At 54.2% G+C, this 20,206-nt stretch carries 14 protein-coding genes; 11 read left to right on the top strand and 3 right to left on the bottom strand.

The window, feature by feature from the left end:
* Positions 1-54: 54 nt before the first annotated feature.
* The 4 genes from ACTNC3_RS01645 (at position 55) to ACTNC3_RS01630 (ending at position 8,596) form a co-directional block, all read left to right on the top strand.
* Positions 55-1,215 (top strand): 1-deoxy-D-xylulose-5-phosphate reductoisomerase, encoded by a 1,161-nt coding sequence (locus ACTNC3_RS01645; protein WP_441226252.1) that lies wholly within the window; start codon positions 55-57, stop codon positions 1,213-1,215.
* 114 nt (positions 1,216-1,329) lie between these two features.
* Complete coding sequence (locus ACTNC3_RS01640; RefSeq protein WP_441226251.1) at positions 1,330-2,637, top strand: M50 family metallopeptidase; 1,308 nt, start codon at positions 1,330-1,332, stop codon at positions 2,635-2,637.
* Positions 2,638-2,763: 126 nt separating this feature from the next.
* Entirely contained in the window at positions 2,764-3,822 is a 1,059-nt protein-coding gene (gene ispG / locus ACTNC3_RS01635; protein ID WP_441226250.1) for a flavodoxin-dependent (E)-4-hydroxy-3-methylbut-2-enyl-diphosphate synthase, read from the top strand.
* Between the two features lie 169 nt (positions 3,823-3,991).
* Positions 3,992-8,596 (top strand): PolC-type DNA polymerase III, encoded by a 4,605-nt coding sequence (locus tag ACTNC3_RS01630; RefSeq protein ID WP_441226249.1) that lies wholly within the window; start codon positions 3,992-3,994, stop codon positions 8,594-8,596.
* A gap of 145 nt (positions 8,597-8,741) precedes the next feature.
* On the opposite strand, the gene ACTNC3_RS01625 is transcribed toward ACTNC3_RS01630, so the two are convergent.
* Positions 8,742-9,833: a prephenate dehydrogenase gene (locus tag ACTNC3_RS01625; protein WP_441226248.1), complete on the bottom strand. Its 1,092-nt coding sequence runs from the start codon at positions 9,831-9,833 to the stop codon at positions 8,742-8,744.
* Positions 9,834-10,055: 222 nt separating this feature from the next.
* On the bottom strand, positions 10,056-10,625 hold the full coding sequence (locus tag ACTNC3_RS01620) for a helix-turn-helix domain-containing protein (protein WP_441226247.1): 570 nt from the start codon (positions 10,623-10,625) through the stop codon (positions 10,056-10,058).
* A 267-nt stretch (positions 10,626-10,892) separates the two neighbouring features.
* On the opposite strand from ACTNC3_RS01620, the gene ACTNC3_RS01615 reads away from it, so the two are divergent.
* The 7 genes from ACTNC3_RS01615 (at position 10,893) to yaaA (ending at position 18,374) form a co-directional block, all read left to right on the top strand.
* Complete coding sequence (locus ACTNC3_RS01615; protein ID WP_441226246.1) at positions 10,893-11,969, top strand: mandelate racemase/muconate lactonizing enzyme family protein; 1,077 nt, start codon at positions 10,893-10,895, stop codon at positions 11,967-11,969.
* A 21-nt stretch (positions 11,970-11,990) separates the two neighbouring features.
* The gene (locus ACTNC3_RS01610; protein ID WP_441226245.1) at positions 11,991-13,154 is read left to right on the top strand and encodes a DUF819 family protein; all 1,164 of its coding nucleotides are present in this window, start codon (positions 11,991-11,993) and stop codon (positions 13,152-13,154) included.
* A 2-nt stretch (positions 13,155-13,156) separates the two neighbouring features.
* Complete coding sequence (locus tag ACTNC3_RS01605; RefSeq protein ID WP_441226244.1) at positions 13,157-15,310, top strand: CocE/NonD family hydrolase; 2,154 nt, start codon at positions 13,157-13,159, stop codon at positions 15,308-15,310.
* A 381-nt stretch (positions 15,311-15,691) separates the two neighbouring features.
* Positions 15,692-16,018: a thioredoxin gene (gene trxA, locus ACTNC3_RS01600; protein ID WP_441226243.1), complete on the top strand. Its 327-nt coding sequence runs from the start codon at positions 15,692-15,694 to the stop codon at positions 16,016-16,018.
* Between the two features lie 162 nt (positions 16,019-16,180).
* Positions 16,181-17,113 (top strand): thioredoxin-disulfide reductase, encoded by a 933-nt coding sequence (trxB, locus tag ACTNC3_RS01595; RefSeq protein ID WP_441226242.1) that lies wholly within the window; start codon positions 16,181-16,183, stop codon positions 17,111-17,113.
* Between the two features lie 41 nt (positions 17,114-17,154).
* Positions 17,155-17,610 carry a thioredoxin-dependent thiol peroxidase gene (bcp, locus tag ACTNC3_RS01590; RefSeq protein WP_410043551.1) on the top strand — a complete coding sequence of 152 codons (456 nt, stop codon included), beginning with the start codon at positions 17,155-17,157 and terminating at the stop codon, positions 17,608-17,610.
* Positions 17,610-18,374 carry a peroxide stress protein YaaA gene (gene yaaA / locus ACTNC3_RS01585; RefSeq protein ID WP_410043552.1) on the top strand — a complete coding sequence of 255 codons (765 nt, stop codon included), beginning with the start codon at positions 17,610-17,612 and terminating at the stop codon, positions 18,372-18,374. The genes bcp and yaaA overlap by 1 nt, the downstream gene beginning before the upstream one ends.
* A 30-nt stretch (positions 18,375-18,404) precedes the next feature.
* Here the strand turns inward: yaaA and ACTNC3_RS01580 are convergent, their stop codons facing one another.
* Complete coding sequence (locus ACTNC3_RS01580; RefSeq protein WP_441226241.1) at positions 18,405-19,517, bottom strand: linear amide C-N hydrolase; 1,113 nt, start codon at positions 19,515-19,517, stop codon at positions 18,405-18,407.
* Between the last annotated feature and the right edge of the window lie 689 nt (positions 19,518-20,206).

Raw genomic sequence — 20,206 nt, 5'->3', positions numbered from 1 at the left:
GGTCTCTGTGAAAGCAGTGAAGGATATTGAAATCTTTATGAATCGAGGAAAATTATGAGAAGATTAGTCATACTGGGATCAACGGGCTCCATCGGAACCCAGACCATCGATGTGATCGAGGGGGATCCCGAGATCCAGGTCACCGGACTCGCCGTCTATGGCTCCATCGAGCAGCTGAAACCGCAGGTGGAGAAGCTCCATCCGGAGGCCGTCTGCATCTATGATGAAGCGAAGGCGGAGGCCTTCCGAAGCTACGGACTCCCGGTGAAGGTGCTGAGCGGGATGGACGGGCTGATCGAGCTCGCGACCATGGCGCACTGCGATGAGGTCGTGGTGTCCGTCGTCGGCATGATCGGTATCCAGCCGACCATCGCAGCACTGAAGGCCCATAAGCAGGTCGCCCTCGCGAACAAGGAGACCCTCGTCTGCGCCGGTCACATCATCATGCCGCTGGCCGCGTCGTGTGGTATCGAGATCAAGCCGATCGACTCCGAGCACAGTGCCATCTGGCAGTCCCTCACCGGCGAGCCACATGACGCCATCGAAAAGATCCTGCTCACGGCCTCCGGCGGACCATTCCGCGGAAAGAAGCGGGACGAGCTTCGCGGGAAGACGAAGGAGGATGCGCTGAAGCACCCGAACTGGTCGATGGGACGGAAGATCACGATCGACTCCGCGACGATGGTCAATAAGGGTCTCGAGGTCCTCGAAGCCAGCTGGCTCTTCGATGTACCGGTCGATGAGATTCAGGTCGTCGTGCAGCCGCAGTCCATCGTGCATTCTGCCGTACAGTATGTTGACGGCGCGGTGAAGGCGCAGCTCGGCCTGCCGGACATGCGTATCCCGATCGAGTACGCCCTGTATGCGCCGAACCGCCGTGCGCTGAAGGAGGACGAGCGACTCGACCTCGCAGCACTGATGCAGCTTACGTTCGAAAATCCGGATATGGAGACCTTTAAGGGCCTCGCCCTCGGCTACCGCGCCGGCCGGACCGGCGGCTCCATGCCGACCGTCTACAACGCCGCGAACGAAGAAGCGGTCGCGATGTTCCTGCAGGACCGCATCGACTTTCTGGAGATCGCCGACGTCATCGAAGAAGCCATGGACGCCCATGAGGGCCACGTCCTCGCGGCACCGACCCTCGCGGAGATCCTCGAGATCGAAGCCTGGGCCCGCGACTTCGTACGGACACACTCACAAATCGTACGAGTGTAGGTATCTGCTTCGGCTAAGTAACAGTTCAGCTAAGGGGACCCGGCTTGATTTCACACGGCCTCTACGTATGGCCTCTGTTGCCGCCCCTCCGGGACCCTTTTTATTAAGGAGTTTATGACTATTATCAGTATTATCATCGCTATATTCGGCCTCGGCTTCCTGGTTTTCTTCCATGAACTCGGTCATTTTCTGGCTGCGAAGCTCTGTCACGTCGGTGTCCTCGAGTTTTCCATCGGGATGGGGCCGCGGATTCTCAGCCGTGTCGTCGGAAATACACGATACTCCCTCAAGCTTCTGCCGCTCGGCGGAAGCTGTGCGATGCTCGGAGAGGACAACGCCGGCTCCGGCGATTTCTCGACCCCGCAGGGCCGCGCGGAGGAGCGTGCTGTCACTGGCGATGATGCAGGCATAGAATGTCGAGATGATGTCCAGCCTGAGGCCGGTCGTCCTGCATCCAGCACAGATGCCGACACGTTTTCGAACCGGGAAGCCGGTTCAGAACTGCACTGGATCGACTACGACGGTGTCCGTTTCCGAAGTGACGAGATCGCGAAGTACAGCTTCAACGAGAAGTCGACGCCGCAGCGCTTCTTCATCTGCATCGCCGGTGTGCTGAACAACTTCATCCTCGCGACCATCCTCGCCTTCGTGCTGGTCGGCTTCTGTGGCTATGACCGTCTTTACGTCATGGACACGACGCCGGATACACCCGTGGCGGAGGCCGGCTTCGTGCGCGGGGATGCACTGCAGTCGATCGGCTATGAGGGAAAGTCGAAGAGTGCAGTACCGGGCTACCGGGACCTCTTCATCTGGCTCTATGTAAATGCCACCGACTTCGATGAGAACACGAAGCTGGAGGCCGTGGTGCTTCGGGATGGAGTGAAGAAGACGCTCGACTTTCAGCCGTACTATGATGCAACGCAGCAGAAGTATAAGCTCGGTATCAGCTTTTACGGTGGTCGCTTCCTGCCGTCCGACCCGCGAGAGTTCGTCGAGGATGCCTTTTACGAGGTTCGCTACAACACGACCGTCGTGCTCCAGAGCCTGCGACTTCTGTTCCATGGCCGCGTACAGCGCCAGGAGGTCATGGGACCGGTCGGCACGGTGACGGTCATGGGCTCCACGGTCGAGCAGTCCTCCCAGTACGGTGCGCTCAATGCTTTCCTCGTACTGCTGGAGCTCCTCGTGATGCTCTCGGCAAACCTCGGTGTGATGAATCTGCTGCCGGTGCCGGCTCTCGATGGCGGACGCCTGCTGTTCATCCTGCTCGAGATGATTTCGAGACGACGCCTCGACCCACAGCTCGAGGAGCGCATCAACCAGATCGGCATGATCCTGCTGCTGCTTCTGATGGCCGTGGTCATGTCGAACGATATACTGAATCTGTTCACCGGCGCATACAGCGCGATGCTGGGGCACTGAAAGCACTTGTCCGCAGGATAAAAAGCAGGAGAGGCGTGCGCAAAGCGGCTACCGCGATCGGAACCGCAACGCGAAGTGAAGATATAAAAGGCCGGAGCATTGGCCGCATATACAGGAGGAAATGTGATGTTAGCAAGAGAGAAGACCCGTGTGGTTTCGATCGGAAATGTAAAGATCGGCGGGGAGAACCCGATCGCAATCCAGTCCATGTGCAACACGAAGACCGAGGATGTCGCGGCGACCGTCGCGCAGATCCACCGCCTCGAGAAGGCCGGCTGCCAGATCATCCGCTGCACCGTGCCGACCCACGAGGCCGCGCTGGCGATCCGCGAGATCAAGAAGCAGATCTCGATTCCGCTCGTGGCCGACATCCATTTCGACTACCGCATGGCCATCGAAGCGATGGAAAACGGCGCGGATAAGATCCGCATCAACCCGGGCAACATCGGCTCGAACGAAAAGATCCGGACTGTCGTGGACTGCGCGAAGGAGCGGAACATCCCGATCCGTGTCGGCGTAAACTCCGGCTCCCTCGAGAAGGACCTGATCGCGAAGTATGGCGGTCACGTCACAGCTGAGGGCATCGTGGAGTCTGCGCTCGATAAGGTCCATCTCATCGAGGACATGGGCTATGATAATCTCGTCATCTCCATCAAGTCCTCCGATGTCCTGATGTGCACCCGCGCGCACGAGCTCATCTGCCAGCAGACGGACTACCCGCTCCACGTCGGCATCACCGAAGCCGGCACTATGTGGTCCGGCAATATCAAGTCCGCTCTCGGCCTCGGGATGATCCTTTCCCAGGGGATCGGCAATACCATCCGTGTATCGCTGAGCGCGGATCCGGTCGAGGAGGTCAAGTCCGCGAAGCTCATCCTCCGTACCCTCGGGCTCCGGAAGGGCGGCATCGAGGTCGTGTCCTGTCCGACCTGCGGCCGTACGAACATCGATCTGATCGGGCTCGCCAATCAGGTTCAGACCATGGTGGAGGAGTTCGATGATAAGTCACTGAAGGTTGCGGTCATGGGCTGCGTCGTGAACGGCCCGGGTGAAGCGAAGGAAGCCGACCTCGGCATCGCCGGCGGTAAGGGCGAGGGCCTCCTCATCAAGAAGGGCGAGATCATCCGCAAGGTACCGGAGGATCAGCTGCTCGAAGTGCTCCGGGAGGAAATCGCAAAATTCTGATTTTGAAGTGGTTGACAGACAGGGGTCTGACCCCCTTTGTGGGGTCAGACCCCTTGAATTGCTTTACACAACGATAGATTGTGAGGGTGTGATGGCAGGCAGTGAGGGCGGAGAACCGTAAAGCAGTTCTCCGCACCACCGCCTGTCCATCAGCACTTAAAGGAACGTTATGAAGAAATTTTTGGAAGTTTTCGACAGCTTGAATCTGCCGAAGGAGATCGAGGCGCTGGTGACGGATACGTATGTGACGCGGGTGACGATCACGCGTGACCGGAAGCTGATCCGTATCCATATCCTGAGCGCGCATCTCATCGATAAGCGGAGCGTCTACGCGCTCGAGAAGGCGATCAAGGAGCAGCTGTTCGGCCGGAAGGAGATCACGGTCCGCATCGCCGAGGAGTTCCACCTGAGTGCGCAGTATAATCCGCGTACGCTCTACGATCTGTACCGTGATTCGATCCTTCTCGAGATGAAGAACTACGACATCGTGCTCTACAACATGCTCACCCGTGGGAAGCTTTCCTGGACTGCGGATGACACGATGTCGCTGACCGTGCCGGAGTCAAATCTCTATAAGACCGCCGCAAAGAAGCTCGAGGCGGCGCTTCACAGTATTTTCGAGAAGCGCTGTCATCTGGAGTTTCTTCTTGACATGCACTACGAGGCGCGGAAGATGGTGGCCCCGGAGCAGCTCGCGCGCGATTATGTGCCGGGCGCAGAGGTGGACGAGGAGGCGGCTCAGCGCCGTCGTCAGGCGCTGCAGCAGAGCGAAGACTTCATGGATACCCACGACCCGTTCAATCTGAGCGGCATGGCCCATGCTGCCGGCGACGCCATCGACGGTGGCGGTTCCTTTGGATTGACCCAGGGGAATGCTGCGTCGGCGCAACGTTGTGCGAATCCGGCTTCGGAAGCTCCGGCGGCCAATGCAAACGCCCGGAACACAGGCGCTCCGCAGCGGGAGGGCGGCTCCGGAAGCCGTTTCGGCGGCATCGGGGGCGGTAACGGCTCCTTCCAGCGGCGGAAGCGTGCGTTTAAGATGTCCGAGAACGAGGAGGTGCTCTACGGTCGTTACTTCGAGGGCGATGCTGTGAAGCTCGAGGACGTCGATGCGAGCTCCGGTAACGTCATCGTCGCCGGTCAGATCTTCCTCGTGCACGATCCGGTGCATACCCGTACCGGTAAGAACATCCTCAAGTTTGACGTCACGGATTTCACCGACTCGATCTCCGTGAAGATCTTCGTCGAGGACGAGGATATGGAGCTCGCGCAGAGCTTCGTAAAGCCGGGCACCGCGCTGAAGATCAAGGGCACCGTGTCCTACGACTCCTTCGATAAGCAGGTCGAGATGAGCTTCATCGACGGCATCGTGCGCTATCAGCTGAACCGCGCGAAGCGGGAGGACCGCTCACCGGAGAAGCGTGTGGAGCTGCATCTGCATACGAAGATGTCGGATATGGACGGTGTTACGGATGTCAATGACTACATCGACACCGCAATTTCCTTCGGTATGAAGGCGATGGCGATCACCGACCACGGCGTCGTGCAGGCCTTCCCGGATGCCAACATTTACCTGAAGAAAATCAAGCACGATAAGGATTTCAAGCTGATCTACGGCTGTGAGGGCTATCTCGTCGATGACCTCGAGACCATCGTGCAGAACGAAAAGGGGCAGGGGCTTGACCACGACACGGTCGTCTTCGATATCGAGACCACCGGCTTCAGTGCCGAGACCGACCACATCATCGAGATCGGTGCGGTGAAGCTTCGGAATAACGAGATCGTCGACCGCATGGATGTCTTCGTGAACCCGGGCGTGCCGATTCCGTTCCGCATCACCAAGCTCACGAGCATCGACGACAGCATGGTCATGGACGCAGATCCGATCGAGAAGGTTCTCCCGGACTTTCTTGACTGGTGTGGGGATGCTGTGATCGTCGCGCACAACGCGGGCTTCGATACCGGCTTCGTTGCGAAGAACGCGAAGCGGCTCGGACTTCCGTATGCCCCGACGATCCTCGACACTGTGAGTCTCAGCCGTCTGCTGCTGCCGCAGCTGAACCGCTATAAGCTCGACACCGTCGCGAAGGAGCTCGGGGTCTCGCTCGAGCATCATCACCGTGCCGTGGACGACGCGGCATGCACAGCGGAGATCTACATAAAGGAGATCGAGATGGTGCGGGCACGGGGTGCGAAGCTGCTGTCCGACATCGATCATCTCGAGTTCGATCATGCCGCGAACGTCATGAAGCTCCCTTCCTATCATATCGTCCTGCTCGCGAAGAACGACGTCGGCCGTATCAATCTCTACCGACTCATCTCCGAGAGCCACTTAAAGTACTTTAAATCCCGTCCGCGTATCCCGAAGTCCCTGCTCCGGGAGCTGCGGGAGGGCCTCATCATCGGCAGCGCCTGCGTCGCCGGTGAAGTATTCCAGGCGATGACCCGTGGTGCGGATGAGCAGCAGCTCATGAACATCGCCTCCTTCTACGATTATCTGGAGGTGCAGCCGCTCGGAAACAACAGCTTCATGATCGCGAGTGACAAGTACACCGCGAACAGTACGCAGGACCTGATCGATTATAATCTGAAGATCATTGACATCGCATCGCAGCTCGGGAAGCCGGTCTGCGCGACCTGCGACTGCCACTATGTCGATGAGGAGGATGACATCTACCGGAAGATCATCCAGGCCGGCCGTGGCTTCGACGAGGAGGAGAGTGATGCGAAGCTCTACTTCCGTACGACGCAGGAGATGCTCGACGAGTTCAGTTACCTCGAGCCGGAAAAGGCGAAGGAAATCGTCATCGACAACCCGAACATGATCGCCGACATGTGCGATAAGATCCGTCCGGTCCGTCCGGATAAGTGTCCGCCGGTCATCGAGCACTCCGACGAGACGCTGCGCCAGATCTGCCACGAGACCGCGCACCGCATCTATGGACCGGAGCTCCCGAAGATCGTATCCGACCGTCTCGAGACGGAGCTGAACTCGATCATCAGTAACGGCTACTCCGTCATGTATATCATCGCGCAGAAGCTCGTAGATAAGTCGAAAGAGGACGGCTACCTCGTCGGCTCGCGAGGATCCGTCGGCTCGTCCTTTGCGGCGACCATGGCGCACATCACGGAGGTTAATCCGCTGAGTCCGCACTATGTCTGTCCGAAGTGCTACTGGTACGACTTCGATTCACCGGAGGTCAAGAAGTATTCCGGTATGGCGGGCTGCGACATGCCGCCGAAGAAGTGCCCGAAGTGCGGTACGGAGCTCAACCGTATGGGCTTCGATATCCCGTTCGAGACCTTCCTCGGCTTCAACGGTGACAAGGAGCCGGATATCGATCTGAACTTCTCCGGTGAATACCAGGCGAAGGCCCATGCCTACACCGGTGTCATCTTCGGCGACGGCCACACCTTCAAGGCAGGCACCATCGGTACCCTCGCCGACAAGACGGCCTTCGGTATGGTGAAGAAGTATTATGAGGAGAAGGGCATCGATAAGCGAAGTGCGGAGATCGACCGTCTCGTACAGGGCTGTGTCGGCGTGCGCCGGACCACGGGCCAGCACCCGGGCGGTATCGTCGTACTGCCGCATGGCGAGGAGATCAACACCTTCACCCCGGTACAGCATCCGGCCAATGATATGCAAAGCCCGATCATCACCACCCACTTCGATTACCATAAGATCGACCATAACCTGCTGAAGCTCGACATCCTCGGTCACGATGATCCGACCATGATCCGGCGTCTGCAGGATCTGACGGGGATCGATCCGGTTAACGACATCCCGCTTGATAACAAGGAGGTGATGAGCCTCTTTGCTTCGACGGAAGCATTGCACATCCGACCTGAAGACATCCACGGCGTCAAGCTCGGCTGCCTCGGGATCCCGGAGTTCGGTACCTCCTTCGCGATGCAGATGGTCGAGGATACGAAGCCGAAGTACCTCTCGGACCTCGTGCGTATCTCGGGCCTTAGCCACGGTACCGATGTCTACCTGAACAACGCACAGGACCTCATCAAGAACGGCACGACCACCCTGCAGGAGGCGATCTGCTGTCGAGATGATATCATGGTCTACCTCATGCATAAGGGCATGGACCCGGGTGAGTCCTTCACCATCATGGAGTTCACTCGAAAGCATAAGGGCCTGAAGGACGAGTGGTGTCAGGACATGCTCGATCACGGTGTCCCACAGTGGTACATCGATGCCTGCAAGAAGATCAAGTACATGTTCCCGAAGGCCCATGCCGCCGCCTATGTCATGATGGCGTGGCGTGTCGCCTACTGTAAGGTATTCTATCCGGTCGAGTACTACACTGCGTACTACAGTATCCGTGCGGACGGCTTCGACTACGATAAGATGTGCGGCGGTATCGACAAGCTCCGCTACTACATCGATGAGTATATGAAGATCCCGCATCCGACGAATACGGAAGCGGTGTGTCTCCGCGATATGAAGATCTGCGAGGAAATGTATGCGCGCGGCATCGAGTTCGCGCCGCTCGACATCTATAAGGCGAAGGCGAAGGACTTCACGATCACACCGGACCGGAAGATCATGCCGAGCTTTACCTCCATGGCCGGGCTCGGCGAGGCCGTAGCACAGGGCATCGAGGACGGTGCGAAGAGTGGTGCGCGCTACCTCAGTAAGGACGACTTCATGAACCGGACGCACTGCCCGAAGGGCTTCGTCGATAAATTCTCGGAGCTTGGACTGCTCGGCGACATCCCGTCGTCGAACCAGATGAGTATTTTTGATATGCTGGGATGATGCCCGTAATAAAAGACCCCGGAGGACAGACTGTCCTCCGGGGTTCCTGTTTCTTAAGAATTTCGTAATGGGGTCAGACCCCATAAACTTCAGTTTAGATTCTGTTTAGAAAAATTTAATGGGGTCAGACCCCATTAAATTTTTATTAAGCGCGGATGTCGTAGCGGTAGCGCTCGAGAACCTTGCGGGCCTTCTCTTCGGATTCTTCGTCGTAGAAGGAGATGCGGAGCGCGCCTTCGCCGTGGTCGCGGCTGTTGTTGATGCCCATGTTCTTGATGGAGACGCCCTTCGATGCGAGGATGACGGAGATGGTCGAGATCGCACCGACTTCGTCTTCGATGTCGACGGAAAAGCTGTAATCGGCTGAAAGGACACCCTTGTTCTTCGCACTGATCGAGTTCCGGTACGCACGGGAGGACTCGAACATATGGAGGATCTTCTGGTCAGACGCATCCTTCTTGAGGGAGGCCGAGATGTCCTGCAGCTCCGTGATGTAGCGGTCGAGGAGTTCAACGAGCGGCTTACTGTTTGTGTCGCAGATCTGCTCCCACATCTCCGGGCTGGAGCTGGCGATTCGTGTGATATCACGGAAGCCGCCGGCAGCGAGGGTCTTCATGAGCTGGGTCTCATCATCGGAATCCTTCACGATGTTTACGAGAGAGCTTGCGATGATATGCGGAAGGTGAGAAACCGCTGCGGTGGCTGCATCGTGCTTCTCCGCATTGACCACGATCGGAATCGCACCGAGGGTCGTCGCGACGTTGCGGAGTGCGTCCACGAGGGCCGGATTCTCCGAGATCGGCGTGATGATGTAGTAGGCGTTTGAGAAGAGGTAGTCGGTCGCCGCAGCGTAGCCGGTCTGCTCGGAGCCGGCCATCGGATGACCGCCGATGAACTTGTCCCCGAGACCAAGCTCGATGGCCTTCTCACAGATAGCAGTCTTCGTGGACCCCACATCCGTAAGAACCGCGCCGTCCTTCATGAGCTTCGCCACACCCTCCATGTAGGAGACATTGACCTCGACCGGAGCGCAGAGGAAGATCATGTCTGCTTCCTTCAGACGCTCGCTGTACGGCGAATCGAGCACGACGTTTACGATCCCGTCCTCCTGCGCCACCTCGACACTGGATTTATTACGCGCATAGGCGAAGATTCTGGTCGTCGGGTCCGCCTTCTTGAGACCCTTCGCGATGGAACCACCGATGAGACCAAAACCGATAAATGCTACTGTTGTCATATCGTTACACTCCCTTTGATAGTGATCATATATCACATGATAACATAAGATGTGATTATTCCAAACACACGAGACTTTAGCACTAAAAAGTGCTAAAGTCAACCAAATGAAAGGTATTCGATAAGTTTATCAAGCATATATTATTACAGATGTGCAGAGGGTCAGACCCCATAAACTTCAGTTAATAATCTGTTTATAAAAAATTAATGGGGTCAGACCCCATTAATTTTTCGCGAGGTCCATCCGTCCCCACACCGGCGGCGACATGGAGGAGATGCCTTTCACTGGCGCATCTCCGTTATTTTTATAGATGTGCGGGAGGTCCTTCTGGATGACGGTCGTATCGCCGGGATTCAGGATCACATCGGTGTCGCCGATCTGCACCGTGAGCTGTCCTTCCGTGACATAGACCATCTCTTCGGAATGATGGCGGATCGGCAGCTGCGTGTCCTGCGCGTGCGCAGCAATCTCAAACTGGATCAGCATCACCTCCGGTGAATAGGCCGGTGACGGGAATGGGGTCAGGAAGCGATAGGAGACCTTATGATCTTCAGAGTAGGTGATCACCTGCTGTTCCTTGCGGATCGTCAGATTGCCCATGACGCCGACATCGTCCAGCAGCATATGCATCGGTACCTGGAGCCCCGCGGCGATTTTCCGAAGAGAAGAAAGAGACGGATCGATCTCACCACGTTCGATCTGGGAAATGTAGCTGATGGACATGCCGGACAGCTCCGCCAGTTCCTTGATGGTCATTTTCTGACTCTTTCTGAATTCACGTATCTTTAACATAGCAAACCTCAGTTCTAAAACATTGTATACAGTATAGTATATAGGAATTCTATCGAAATCAAAAGACTAATTAAATGAAAAACAGCCTGATTCAATCAAAAGCAGGCTTCCAAAACAGCCTGAACCAGGCCTGCGTCATGTCTAAAGAAGCCGGCATAATATCAAAAATAACATATGGTTATTTGACAATATATTTCCGCAATAGTAAAACTTCAATTAAATTTCATCGAAAAATATCACTCATAGTGAAATTTGGAAGGGGTTAAAATGAAAATCACAGATCTGAAAATTGAGAAATTCCATGTCGAGCTGACCGAGCCGTTTAAGATCGCGTTTGCAGAGATTCATCATACAGAAAGCCTGCTCATCAAGATCACAACCGATGAAGGGATCGAAGGCTATGGTGAAGCGGCACCATTTGCACCGGTCACCGGTGAAACCACCGAAGGCTGTCTCTCTGTGCTTCAGATGTTCCGTCAGGGACTGATCGGTATGAATCCGATGGACATCGAAAAGGTACACGTGATGATGGATGGTCTCGTGCATGGAAACGGTTCCGCGAAGTGTGCTGTCGATATCGCGCTTCACGATATCAAGGGTAAGGTGATGGGCGAGCCGCTGTACCGCGTACTCGGTGGATATCAGGATACCGTGCAGAACGACATCACGATCGGTATCAGCACACCGGAGAAGATGGCCGCAAGTGCTGCACACTACGTAAAGGATATGGGCTACCGCATCCTGAAGATCAAGGCCGGTATCGATCCGGAGGAGGATCTCCGCACACTGGCGCTGATTCGTCAGGAGGTTGGACCAGATGTACGTCTTCGTGTCGATGCGAACCAGGGCTACGATATCGCGAAGGCAGAGTTCGCACTGGAAGGGATGAAGAAGTACGGCATCGAAGCGGTCGAGCAGTGCCTCCCGGACTGGGATCTGGAAGGAACCGCCTATCTTCACAGCATGGTGTCCGGTATTCAGCTGATGCTGGATGAATCGATCCATACACCGAAGGATGCCGCAAGAGCATGCCGTCTGAACGCAGCGGATATCTTTAACATCAAGCTGATGAAGTGCGGCGGCCTGTACAGAGGCTTACAGATCAGCACACTGGCAGAGAACTTCGGAAAGACCTGTATGGTCGGCTGCATGCTGGAGACGAAGATCGCCATCACCGCAGGACTCAGCCTGGTAGCTGCTCGTAAGAACATCACAGAAGCAGACTGTGACAGCTTCATGTATTACAAGGATGCAGACACCGGTATGCCGGGTGGCTTCACAAGAGAGGGCGATATGTTCCGCCTGTCCGACAAGCCAGGTCTCGGCCTCGACATTTCATTCTAAATAGCATCAAGGAGAAAAACTATGTTTCCGATTTTTCAAAGCACACCAAGTATGCTGGCGGTGATCCTGGTGATGGTCGCCTTTGCCTTCTGGGTTCAGAAGTTCAGGGGCTTCAAGACACTGGGCCCGGCACTGATCGTCATCATCACCGGTATCATCCTCGTAAATCTGAAAATCGTTCCGGGCAGCTGTGAAATCTATGGTACCATCAGTACCTACTGCATCCCTATTTCCATCTCACTGTACCTGCTGGATGTGGATCTCCAGCAGATCGTCAAGATGTCGAAGCAGCCACTGCTCGCCATCGCATCCGCGGTATTCTGCGTCAGCATCGTGTCGATCGTGTTCGGCAGCATCTTCGGTGATAAGGTAGCCGAGGGCTGGAAGGTGGCCGGTATGTTCGTCGGAACCTATACCGGTGGAAGTTCGAACCTGACCGCGATTGCAACCGGGCTCAATGCTTCTGGCGATACGATCGCCGCAGCCAATGCCGCCGACTATGTCATCGGTATGCCATCGCTGATTCTGATGTTCCTGGCACCGACCTATATGAAGACCTCGAAGTGGTTCCAGAAATTCTGGCCATATTCCTTCACCGAGAAGGAGCTGGAAGGAAGTGGCGATACGAAGGAGCTGATGGAATCCGAAGAGTGGAGCATCAAGGAAATCGCAATCCTCCTCGCGGTTTCGACCTCTATCGTCGCCATCTGCACGAAGCTGGCAACATTGTTCCCAGCTGATTTCCAGAGTGCCGGAAGAATCCTGCTGATTTCAACGCTTTCGATCATCGTCGCACAGGTACCGGCTGTGAAGAAGCTGAGAGGCTCCATGAATCTCGGCCTGTTCTTCGGTATGATGTTCCTCGCGGTCGTCGGCTTCTCTGTGGATATCAAGGGCTTCCTCGGATCTGCGTTTTACATCACCGTGCTCTGCCTGTGCATCATTTTCTTCAGTACCGTGCTGCATCTCACGATCACCAGAATGCTGAAGATCAAGTCCGAGTATGTACTGCTCGGCCTCGTCGGTGCGATCGCAGATGGAACGACCTCCGCGCTGGTGGCTTCCGGCGCACGCTGGAAGAGCCTCGTCAATGTCGGTCTTCTGATGGGTATCATCGGTGCGGTATGTGGTAACTACTGCGGTATCGCCGTAGCATATATCGTTAAGATGATCATAGGAGCTTAAACATGACACAGTGGAATTTCTACTTTTCCGGTATTTTATATGGGAAGATCAGAGAAGATGAGCAGTCGCTGACACTGCAGAAGCGAAGCATCGAAACAGGAAAGTGGGCGCCGTGGCGTCCATTTTCCGAGGAAGATGATCAGGCGTTTGCGCTGCTGTGCAATCGCAGTCTGCTCACGTTTTTCGGCAGAAAAAAAGAGTACGAGCAGCAGATCACAGACAGGCCGGAGACATTTACCACGACGGAGGGTGAACGCTTCGCACGTCGCGGAGAGGATTCCTATATAGAGCGCGGGATCAAGTTCCCGAAGGATTTCTTCTATGACGAAGACGGCATCTACAGTGTCGTCATGTGTGCCCGCGATGTGACCTCTGTGCTCGTAAAAAAGGGGATGGAGCGCCGGACGGTGCTGAGAGACTGGAAAGAAGTCTATCCTGGGATGACCGAGGAGGACGGCGAGTATCAGCCGGGTCCGGTCTATGGCGTAAAAGCAGCCGGCACCTTCATGGTTCCGACCAGAGATGGCGAGCAGCTGGCGACGGATGTCTATCTGCCAACCGGTACGAAGGAGACCCGCTTCCCGACCGTCCTGGTTCGTACACCGTATGGAAAAGGAAAAGACAAGGAGCAGTATTACCGTTTCCTGCAGAGAGGCTATGCGGTCGTCGTGCAGGATACCCGAGGCCGGGAGGACAGTACCGGTGAATGGAGGCCGGAGTACTACGAAATCGAAGATGGTGACGATACCCTGAACTGGATCGCCGCACAGCCGTTCAGTGACGGACAGGTGAGCATGACAGGCGGATCCTATCTCGGCTATGTTCAGTGGGCCGCAGCGGCCAGTGGCAACCCGCATCTCAAGGCGATGTTGAGCAATGTCTGCGCCGGCAGTGCCTTCATCGATATCCCGCGTCGCGGCGGCTGCTTCAACTCCGGTATGCTGGCCTGGGCATTCATGATGACGGAAAAACGTTTGCGCGCGGATCTGGTGGCGCAGGATAACTGGGACGAGATCCTCGATATCCGTCCGTTGAACCAGATTCCGAAGCAGGCACTGGGACACGAGGTACCGTTCCTCGAAAAATGGCTCGAGCATACGGATATGGATGACTTCTGGGAAAGGGGCAACTGGTCGAAGCGTTACAAGGGCGGCCAGGTGCCGGCACTCATCATGTCCGGCTGGTTCGACGATAACGGCATGGGCACGACCGAAGCGCTCGACCTCGTAAAGTCCTGGGAAAAGGGTACATGGAAGGCCGTGCTCGGTCCGTGGAAGCACAGCGGCAATGCACAGTACGATCTGCATGCACTCCGCCTGGGCGATAACGCACTCCGCTACGATATGGATATCCTCTGCATGAAGTGGCTGGAGCATTTCCTGAAGGGCGTCGAGAACGGCATTGAAAAGACAGCTGCCGTCGAGTACTACACAATCGGTGAAAACCAGTGGAAGACCGCGGAGAGCTGGCCGGTGGAAACGAGCGAACGGAAAATGTTCTATCTGGACGGCGGAGACATGAGCCTCGGACAGGAGAGCAGTGCACGCGGTACCGGGGAATCGTGCGGTCACGGTGTGCTGAGCGATACGCTTCCGAAGACGAGCGGAGCGGAGGACTATGTCTATGACCCGGATCATCCGTCCGTGCATATCATCGATATGTCGGAGAATGAGCTTGAGGTGCCGGAGGACTATACCGACGAAGAGAAGCGGGCTGATATGCTGAGCTTCTCCACGCCGGTGCTCACCGAGCCGCTGACCGTCACCGGCGATATGCAGGCGGAGCTTTACGTGTCCTGCGACTGCCCGGATACGGATTTCGTCGTCCGCGTGACCGATGTCGATGAAAACGGACACTCCGTGAAGCTCGCGGATGGTGTGATCGGCGCGAAGTACCGGAACGGTTTCGAGCATCCGGAGTATATGGAGCCGGGCGAGATCTATAAGATCACGATCCGCACCACCAAGCTGTCGAACACCTTCCTCCCGGGGCACCGGATGCGTGTCACGATCACATCCAGTGCGAAGAACTTCATCTTCCCGAACAGCAACACGAAGGACGGCTTTAACAGTAAAACCCGCCAGAAGGCACACATCACGATCTACAGAGGCGGTGAGCATGCCTCCGGCATCTGGATGCCGATCGAAAAGGCGTGAGGCAGTGCGAATGGGGTCTGACCCCATAAACTTCAGTTTAGATTCTGTTTAGAAAAATTTAATAGGGTCAGACCCCATTAACTAAAAAACGGCACCGCAGCAGGGATAAACCTGTCGTGGTGCCGTTTTTCAATTCATCATTTTATAAGGCGAGCAACGCATCTTAAGAATTTCGTAATGGGGTCTGACCTCTTTTTAGATTTCGCAAAATCTGCGTTTTAGCCTTCCTGGACATTTGAAATCAATAATTATTATCACTTTCTATTGACCAAATCAGGCTTATGCAGTATAACATTAATAGGAATAGTTCTTAATAAAAAATAGTAACAAAGCATAGTTAGATACCCATACAGGGTTAAACAGAAAATGGAGGTAATGTCTATGTCAGCCATCAATATGAATAAAGCTCAGTTTGAACAGTCCATGCATGAAGAGAAGCCGGTCTTAGTTGACTACTGGGCACCGTGGTGTGTCTACTGCCGCAGGATCGCGCCGGCCTATGAGAAAATCGCGGAAGAGTACGGTGATCAGCTTGTCATCGGAAAGGTAAATATCGATGAGGAGTCGCAGCTTGCAGAAGCGGAGAAGATCGAAGTGATTCCGACGCTGGTTTTATATCGCGGCGGAAAGGTGGTCGATTCGATCGTTGCGCCGGATTCGAAGGCTGCGATCGAGCGCTTCATCCAGACCGCTATGGAAAGAGCGTGATCGCATCAGTGATGTCGCCACAGGTGGCCACTTCATCCAGGACGCTATGGAAAGAGCGTGATCGCGTCAGTGATGTCACCTTAGGTGGCTACTTCATCCAGGACGCCATAGAAAGATAGAAGCGCAGGTAACGTGAACGAAAGTGAGCAGGAGGGAAGTTCTATGAAGCCGAATCATGTATACGATATGATCATCGTGGGCGGCGGTCCGGGTGGCTATACATCCGCACTCTATGCCGCCAGAGCCGGTCTCGACACGGTGGTGCTGGAAAAGCTGTCCGCAGGTGGACAGATGGCCCTGTCTCAGCAGATCGATAATTATCCTGGTTTCGAGGATGGCATCGACGGCTTCACGCTGGGCGAGAAAATGCAGCAGCAGGCGGAGAAATTCGGTGCCGTTACAGAGTACGCGGAAGTCTCGAAGCTGGAGTTAAGCGAAACGCCGAAGCGAGTGGTAACCAGCTCCGGCACCTATCTCGGAAAGACGGTCGTGATTGCGACCGGCGCGACACCCCGGGTGCTCGGAATCCCCGAGGAGCAGGCCCTGGTCGGCCGTGGCGTCGCTTACTGTGCGGCCTGTGATGGGATGTTCTACCGAGGAAAAACCGTGGTCGTCGTAGGCGGTGGCAACTCCGCCGTCGCCGACGCACTCCTTCTCAGCCGTATCGCGCAGAAGGTCATCCTCGTTCATCGCAGAGACAGCTTACGTGCAGAGAAAATCTATCATGACCAGCTCATGCATACGGCCAATGTTGAGTTCCGGTGGAACAGCACCGTCACGGAGCTGCTTCATGACGAGCACTTGACCGGCGTCCGCCTGAAGGATACCGTCACGGGCGAAGAGTCAACACTCGCCTGCGACGGCCTGTTTGTCAGCGTCGGTAGAAAGCCCGCCACCGAACTCGTCGACGGACAGCTCACGCTCGACGATCACGGCTATATCGCAGCCGGTGAAAGCACGGAAACCAGCATCCCAGGCGTGTATGCCGTCGGCGACGTCCGGACGAAAGCCCTTCGCCAGATCGTCACCGCGGTGGCCGACGGTGCCGTCGCCGTACACATGGCGGAAGAGTATATCGCGAGAAACGCAAAGTAATACACTATAAAAAGAATGTCACAAAGACGGAGGAATACATAATGCTGGACGTAGGAATGAACGCACCGGATTTCGAGTTACCTGATCAGAATGGAACGATGCACAGATTATCAGATTATGCTGGTAAAAAAGTAATTTTATATTTTTATCCGAAGGATAATACCCCTGGTTGCACGAAGCAGGCATGTGGTTTTTCTGAGAGATATCCTCAGTTTACGGAGAAAGGCGCTGTCATCCTGGGCGTCAGTAAGGATTCTGTAGCTTCGCACAAGAAATTCGAAGAAAAATATGGCTTAGCGTTTACACTATTAGCGGATCCGGAGCGCAAGGTAATCGAGGCATACGATGTTTGGAAGGAAAAGAAAAACTATGGCAAGGTCTCTATGGGCGTCGTACGAACCACATATTTGATTGATGAAAATGGCGTCATCATAAAAGCCAACGATAAAGTCAAGGCTGCTGATGACCCAGAAAAAATGCTTCAGGAATTAAGCTGATGATAATTATACTGTCTCCTGCAAAAAAGATGATTTCAAATGATGACTGCATAGAAGCGGAAGGATTACCAGAATTTCTCGACCATACAGCTGAGATACTCAACTGGATGAAGCATACATCCAAAGAGGAACTGAAAGACATCTGGAAATGTAACGACCAAATCGCAGACGAAAACTTTCACCGACTGGAGTGTATGGATCTTCATCACAGGTTGACGCCGGCGGTCATCGCCTATGATGGCATCGCATACCAGTATATGGCACCATCGGTTTTTGAAGACCATCAGCTGGAGTATATACAGCATCATCTAAGAATACTGTCCGCCTTTTATGGTGTTTTAAAGCCGATGGATGGCGTGACACCATACCGCCTTGAAATGCAGGCCAGGGTCGGAATCGGCGGTACGAAAAACCTGTATGATTACTGGGGAGATACGCTGTATCTCTCCGTGATCGATGACAGCAGAACCATCATAAATCTGGCATCAAAAGAATACTCGAAATCCATCGAAAAATATCTGACACAACAAGATCGGTACATCACGATTACCTTCTGCGAGCGTTCCGGCGATAAAATGGTCACGAAAGGCACCTATGCCAAGATGGCACGCGGTGAAATGGTCCGCTTCATGGCGGAAAATGGCATCGAGAATCCGGAAGACATCAAAAAGTTTGACCGACTTGGCTATATATTCAGAGCTGACTTATCAAGCGATACCGACTATGTTTTCGAACGAAAAATCGCCTCTAGTCTGGCAAACTGAGGCGATTATTTTATCAAATCAGTATGCGGACTAAGTTTCGTTTGTCGTCAGTCCGTAGTGCGTGATATCGTTCCAGTGTCTTCGCAGGACAATGTCGGCGGTAAGGTCGGTGTTGTTGTAGGCGATAGACCATTGCGTGTTGCTCGTGATATCTTCGGGATCTGGCTCCTGCGAGGCTGCAATCAGAGCCGCCCATACGGTATCGTCCGTATAATTTCCGCTTTGCTGTTCAAATACATCTAATACGGCATCATAACGTTCTCTGCCGTGACCGTAAATACCGTTTTTCTGATTCGGCAGCACCTTTTCTTTGTATAAGCCGTAAAAGTTTGTTATGGCGTTTATCGGCGTTGCGACAAACTCACGCGCTTCGCTCTCGCAGTCGTATTCGATCACTCTGCCGTCGCCTGTGGCATCGGTGATATAGAAATGATAATCCCTGCCGCTCGAAGCAAACATATCGTATTGCCTGAGAAGCTCAACCGCCTCCTCCGTGCTTGCCGCCCGATCCAGCACCAGGCGGATTGCAAGCGTGGTCGCGATGACGGGCTTCCCCGTATCCTGATGTACAGGCTCACTGTCAAGCGTCAGGACAGCGATGGATACGCCCTTTTCATTTATTCCGTCGAGGCAGATGAACGGAGCAGTCAGGGTTGCGAGCCTTTTTTGCATGCTTTCGTCAGGGGCATTTGCCGATATATTATCGAGTGCCGCGCAGGCGACCGATTTATACCCGCCCTTTGGAGTGCAATAAACAAGCATGCCCGAGCTGTCATTCTTGAAATCGTAGTTGCGCCCCATATGGACATCGCCGTCGGTGTCCGTCAGCGTAAACGCCGTGCAGCCGAAGTCGGGAACCTTGATACTCACGGGGAGCATTGGAAGCGCCTCGTTCAGAATGGCATCGATCATCGTCTGATTATCGGTAATGCCGTAATTAATGACGTCGTCAAGGCTGTAATTGTATTTTACATCCATTCGGTAAAGGTTGTACCCATCGTCATAACTGGTTAGCTTCTCTATGCTGCCAGCTGTTTGAAAACGGGTAAAATACACGCCCGTAAACACAAGCACGCCAGCGAGTAAAACGGCAAGAACCGCACCCAATGAGATCAATGTGATTTTAAGCGGCTTTTTCATCATATTCTTTCCTTTCCGCCGTCTCCGGCAGGGCGTTCACATCCAATCGCTGTAGATAGATGCGCTCACAGTTCCATAAAAAGTATACCATATCCTAAAGGAAGTTTACGGCTTGAACCCTCGTTTTAAAACATTTTTTGCGAAGCGGCATCAGGTCAGAGATAATTTTTTCTTTATAATATGAGAATTTCGTTCCGTGTAGCATGTACAGGAGTGGTTCTGAAATCTGGTGAATGTGTAATCCAACAGCATAGGGCTTCGGCTCTATGCTGTCCTGTGTCTTTTTCGTTTTGACACAAGAGAAAAAGCGTGTTAAGATGAAACTACAAAAGGTGCTACCGATAGACGGTTAGTCCGCATACTAATTTGATAAAATAATCGCCTCAGTTTAGCAGACTAGGGGGCGATTATTTTTTGTGTGATTTATGACCTAGTGTATAGCCAAGCTCAAAGCAGGTTAAGCCGAAGCTTAATACAGCAATGAGACTTTCAATGGTTAACATTGGCACCCCTCCTTTACAAAAGATTTTGTCTATGTAATCAGAGGGTCACAGTCCCTCTGTCGAAGGACTAACCGCCTACCGTATATGATAGCACCTTCTATTATACTACCATAAAACAAACACATGTTCAAGTTGTGGGATATAAAACAACCATATAAAAAATGCATAAAATAATCTTAATAGGGTCAT

It is taken from the genome of Oribacterium sp. HCP3S3_B9 (genome assembly GCF_052064255.1).
GTDB lineage: Bacteria > Bacillota > Clostridia > Lachnospirales > Lachnospiraceae > Oribacterium.
The sequence above is the reverse complement of the archived record's forward strand: the minus strand, read 5'-3'. Positions and strand labels throughout refer to the sequence as shown.

Excerpts from the sequence above, each read along its gene's own strand:
- ACTNC3_RS01645 (WP_441226252.1), top strand. The coding sequence starts at position 55 with ATGAGAAGATTAGTCATACTGGGATCAACGGGCTCCATCGGAACCCAG.
- ACTNC3_RS01640 (WP_441226251.1), top strand. The coding sequence starts at position 1,330 with ATGACTATTATCAGTATTATCATCGCTATATTCGGCCTCGGCTTCCTG.
- ispG (WP_441226250.1), top strand. The coding sequence starts at position 2,764 with ATGTTAGCAAGAGAGAAGACCCGTGTGGTTTCGATCGGAAATGTAAAG.
- ACTNC3_RS01630 (WP_441226249.1), top strand. The coding sequence starts at position 3,992 with ATGAAGAAATTTTTGGAAGTTTTCGACAGCTTGAATCTGCCGAAGGAG.
- ACTNC3_RS01625 (WP_441226248.1), bottom strand. The coding sequence starts at position 9,833 with ATGACAACAGTAGCATTTATCGGTTTTGGTCTCATCGGTGGTTCCATC.
- ACTNC3_RS01620 (WP_441226247.1), bottom strand. The coding sequence starts at position 10,625 with ATGTTAAAGATACGTGAATTCAGAAAGAGTCAGAAAATGACCATCAAG.
- ACTNC3_RS01615 (WP_441226246.1), top strand. The coding sequence starts at position 10,893 with ATGAAAATCACAGATCTGAAAATTGAGAAATTCCATGTCGAGCTGACC.
- ACTNC3_RS01610 (WP_441226245.1), top strand. The coding sequence starts at position 11,991 with ATGTTTCCGATTTTTCAAAGCACACCAAGTATGCTGGCGGTGATCCTG.
- ACTNC3_RS01605 (WP_441226244.1), top strand. The coding sequence starts at position 13,157 with ATGACACAGTGGAATTTCTACTTTTCCGGTATTTTATATGGGAAGATC.
- trxA (WP_441226243.1), top strand. The coding sequence starts at position 15,692 with ATGTCAGCCATCAATATGAATAAAGCTCAGTTTGAACAGTCCATGCAT.
- trxB (WP_441226242.1), top strand. The coding sequence starts at position 16,181 with ATGAAGCCGAATCATGTATACGATATGATCATCGTGGGCGGCGGTCCG.
- bcp (WP_410043551.1), top strand. The coding sequence starts at position 17,155 with ATGCTGGACGTAGGAATGAACGCACCGGATTTCGAGTTACCTGATCAG.
- yaaA (WP_410043552.1), top strand. The coding sequence starts at position 17,610 with ATGATAATTATACTGTCTCCTGCAAAAAAGATGATTTCAAATGATGAC.
- ACTNC3_RS01580 (WP_441226241.1), bottom strand. The coding sequence starts at position 19,517 with ATGATGAAAAAGCCGCTTAAAATCACATTGATCTCATTGGGTGCGGTT.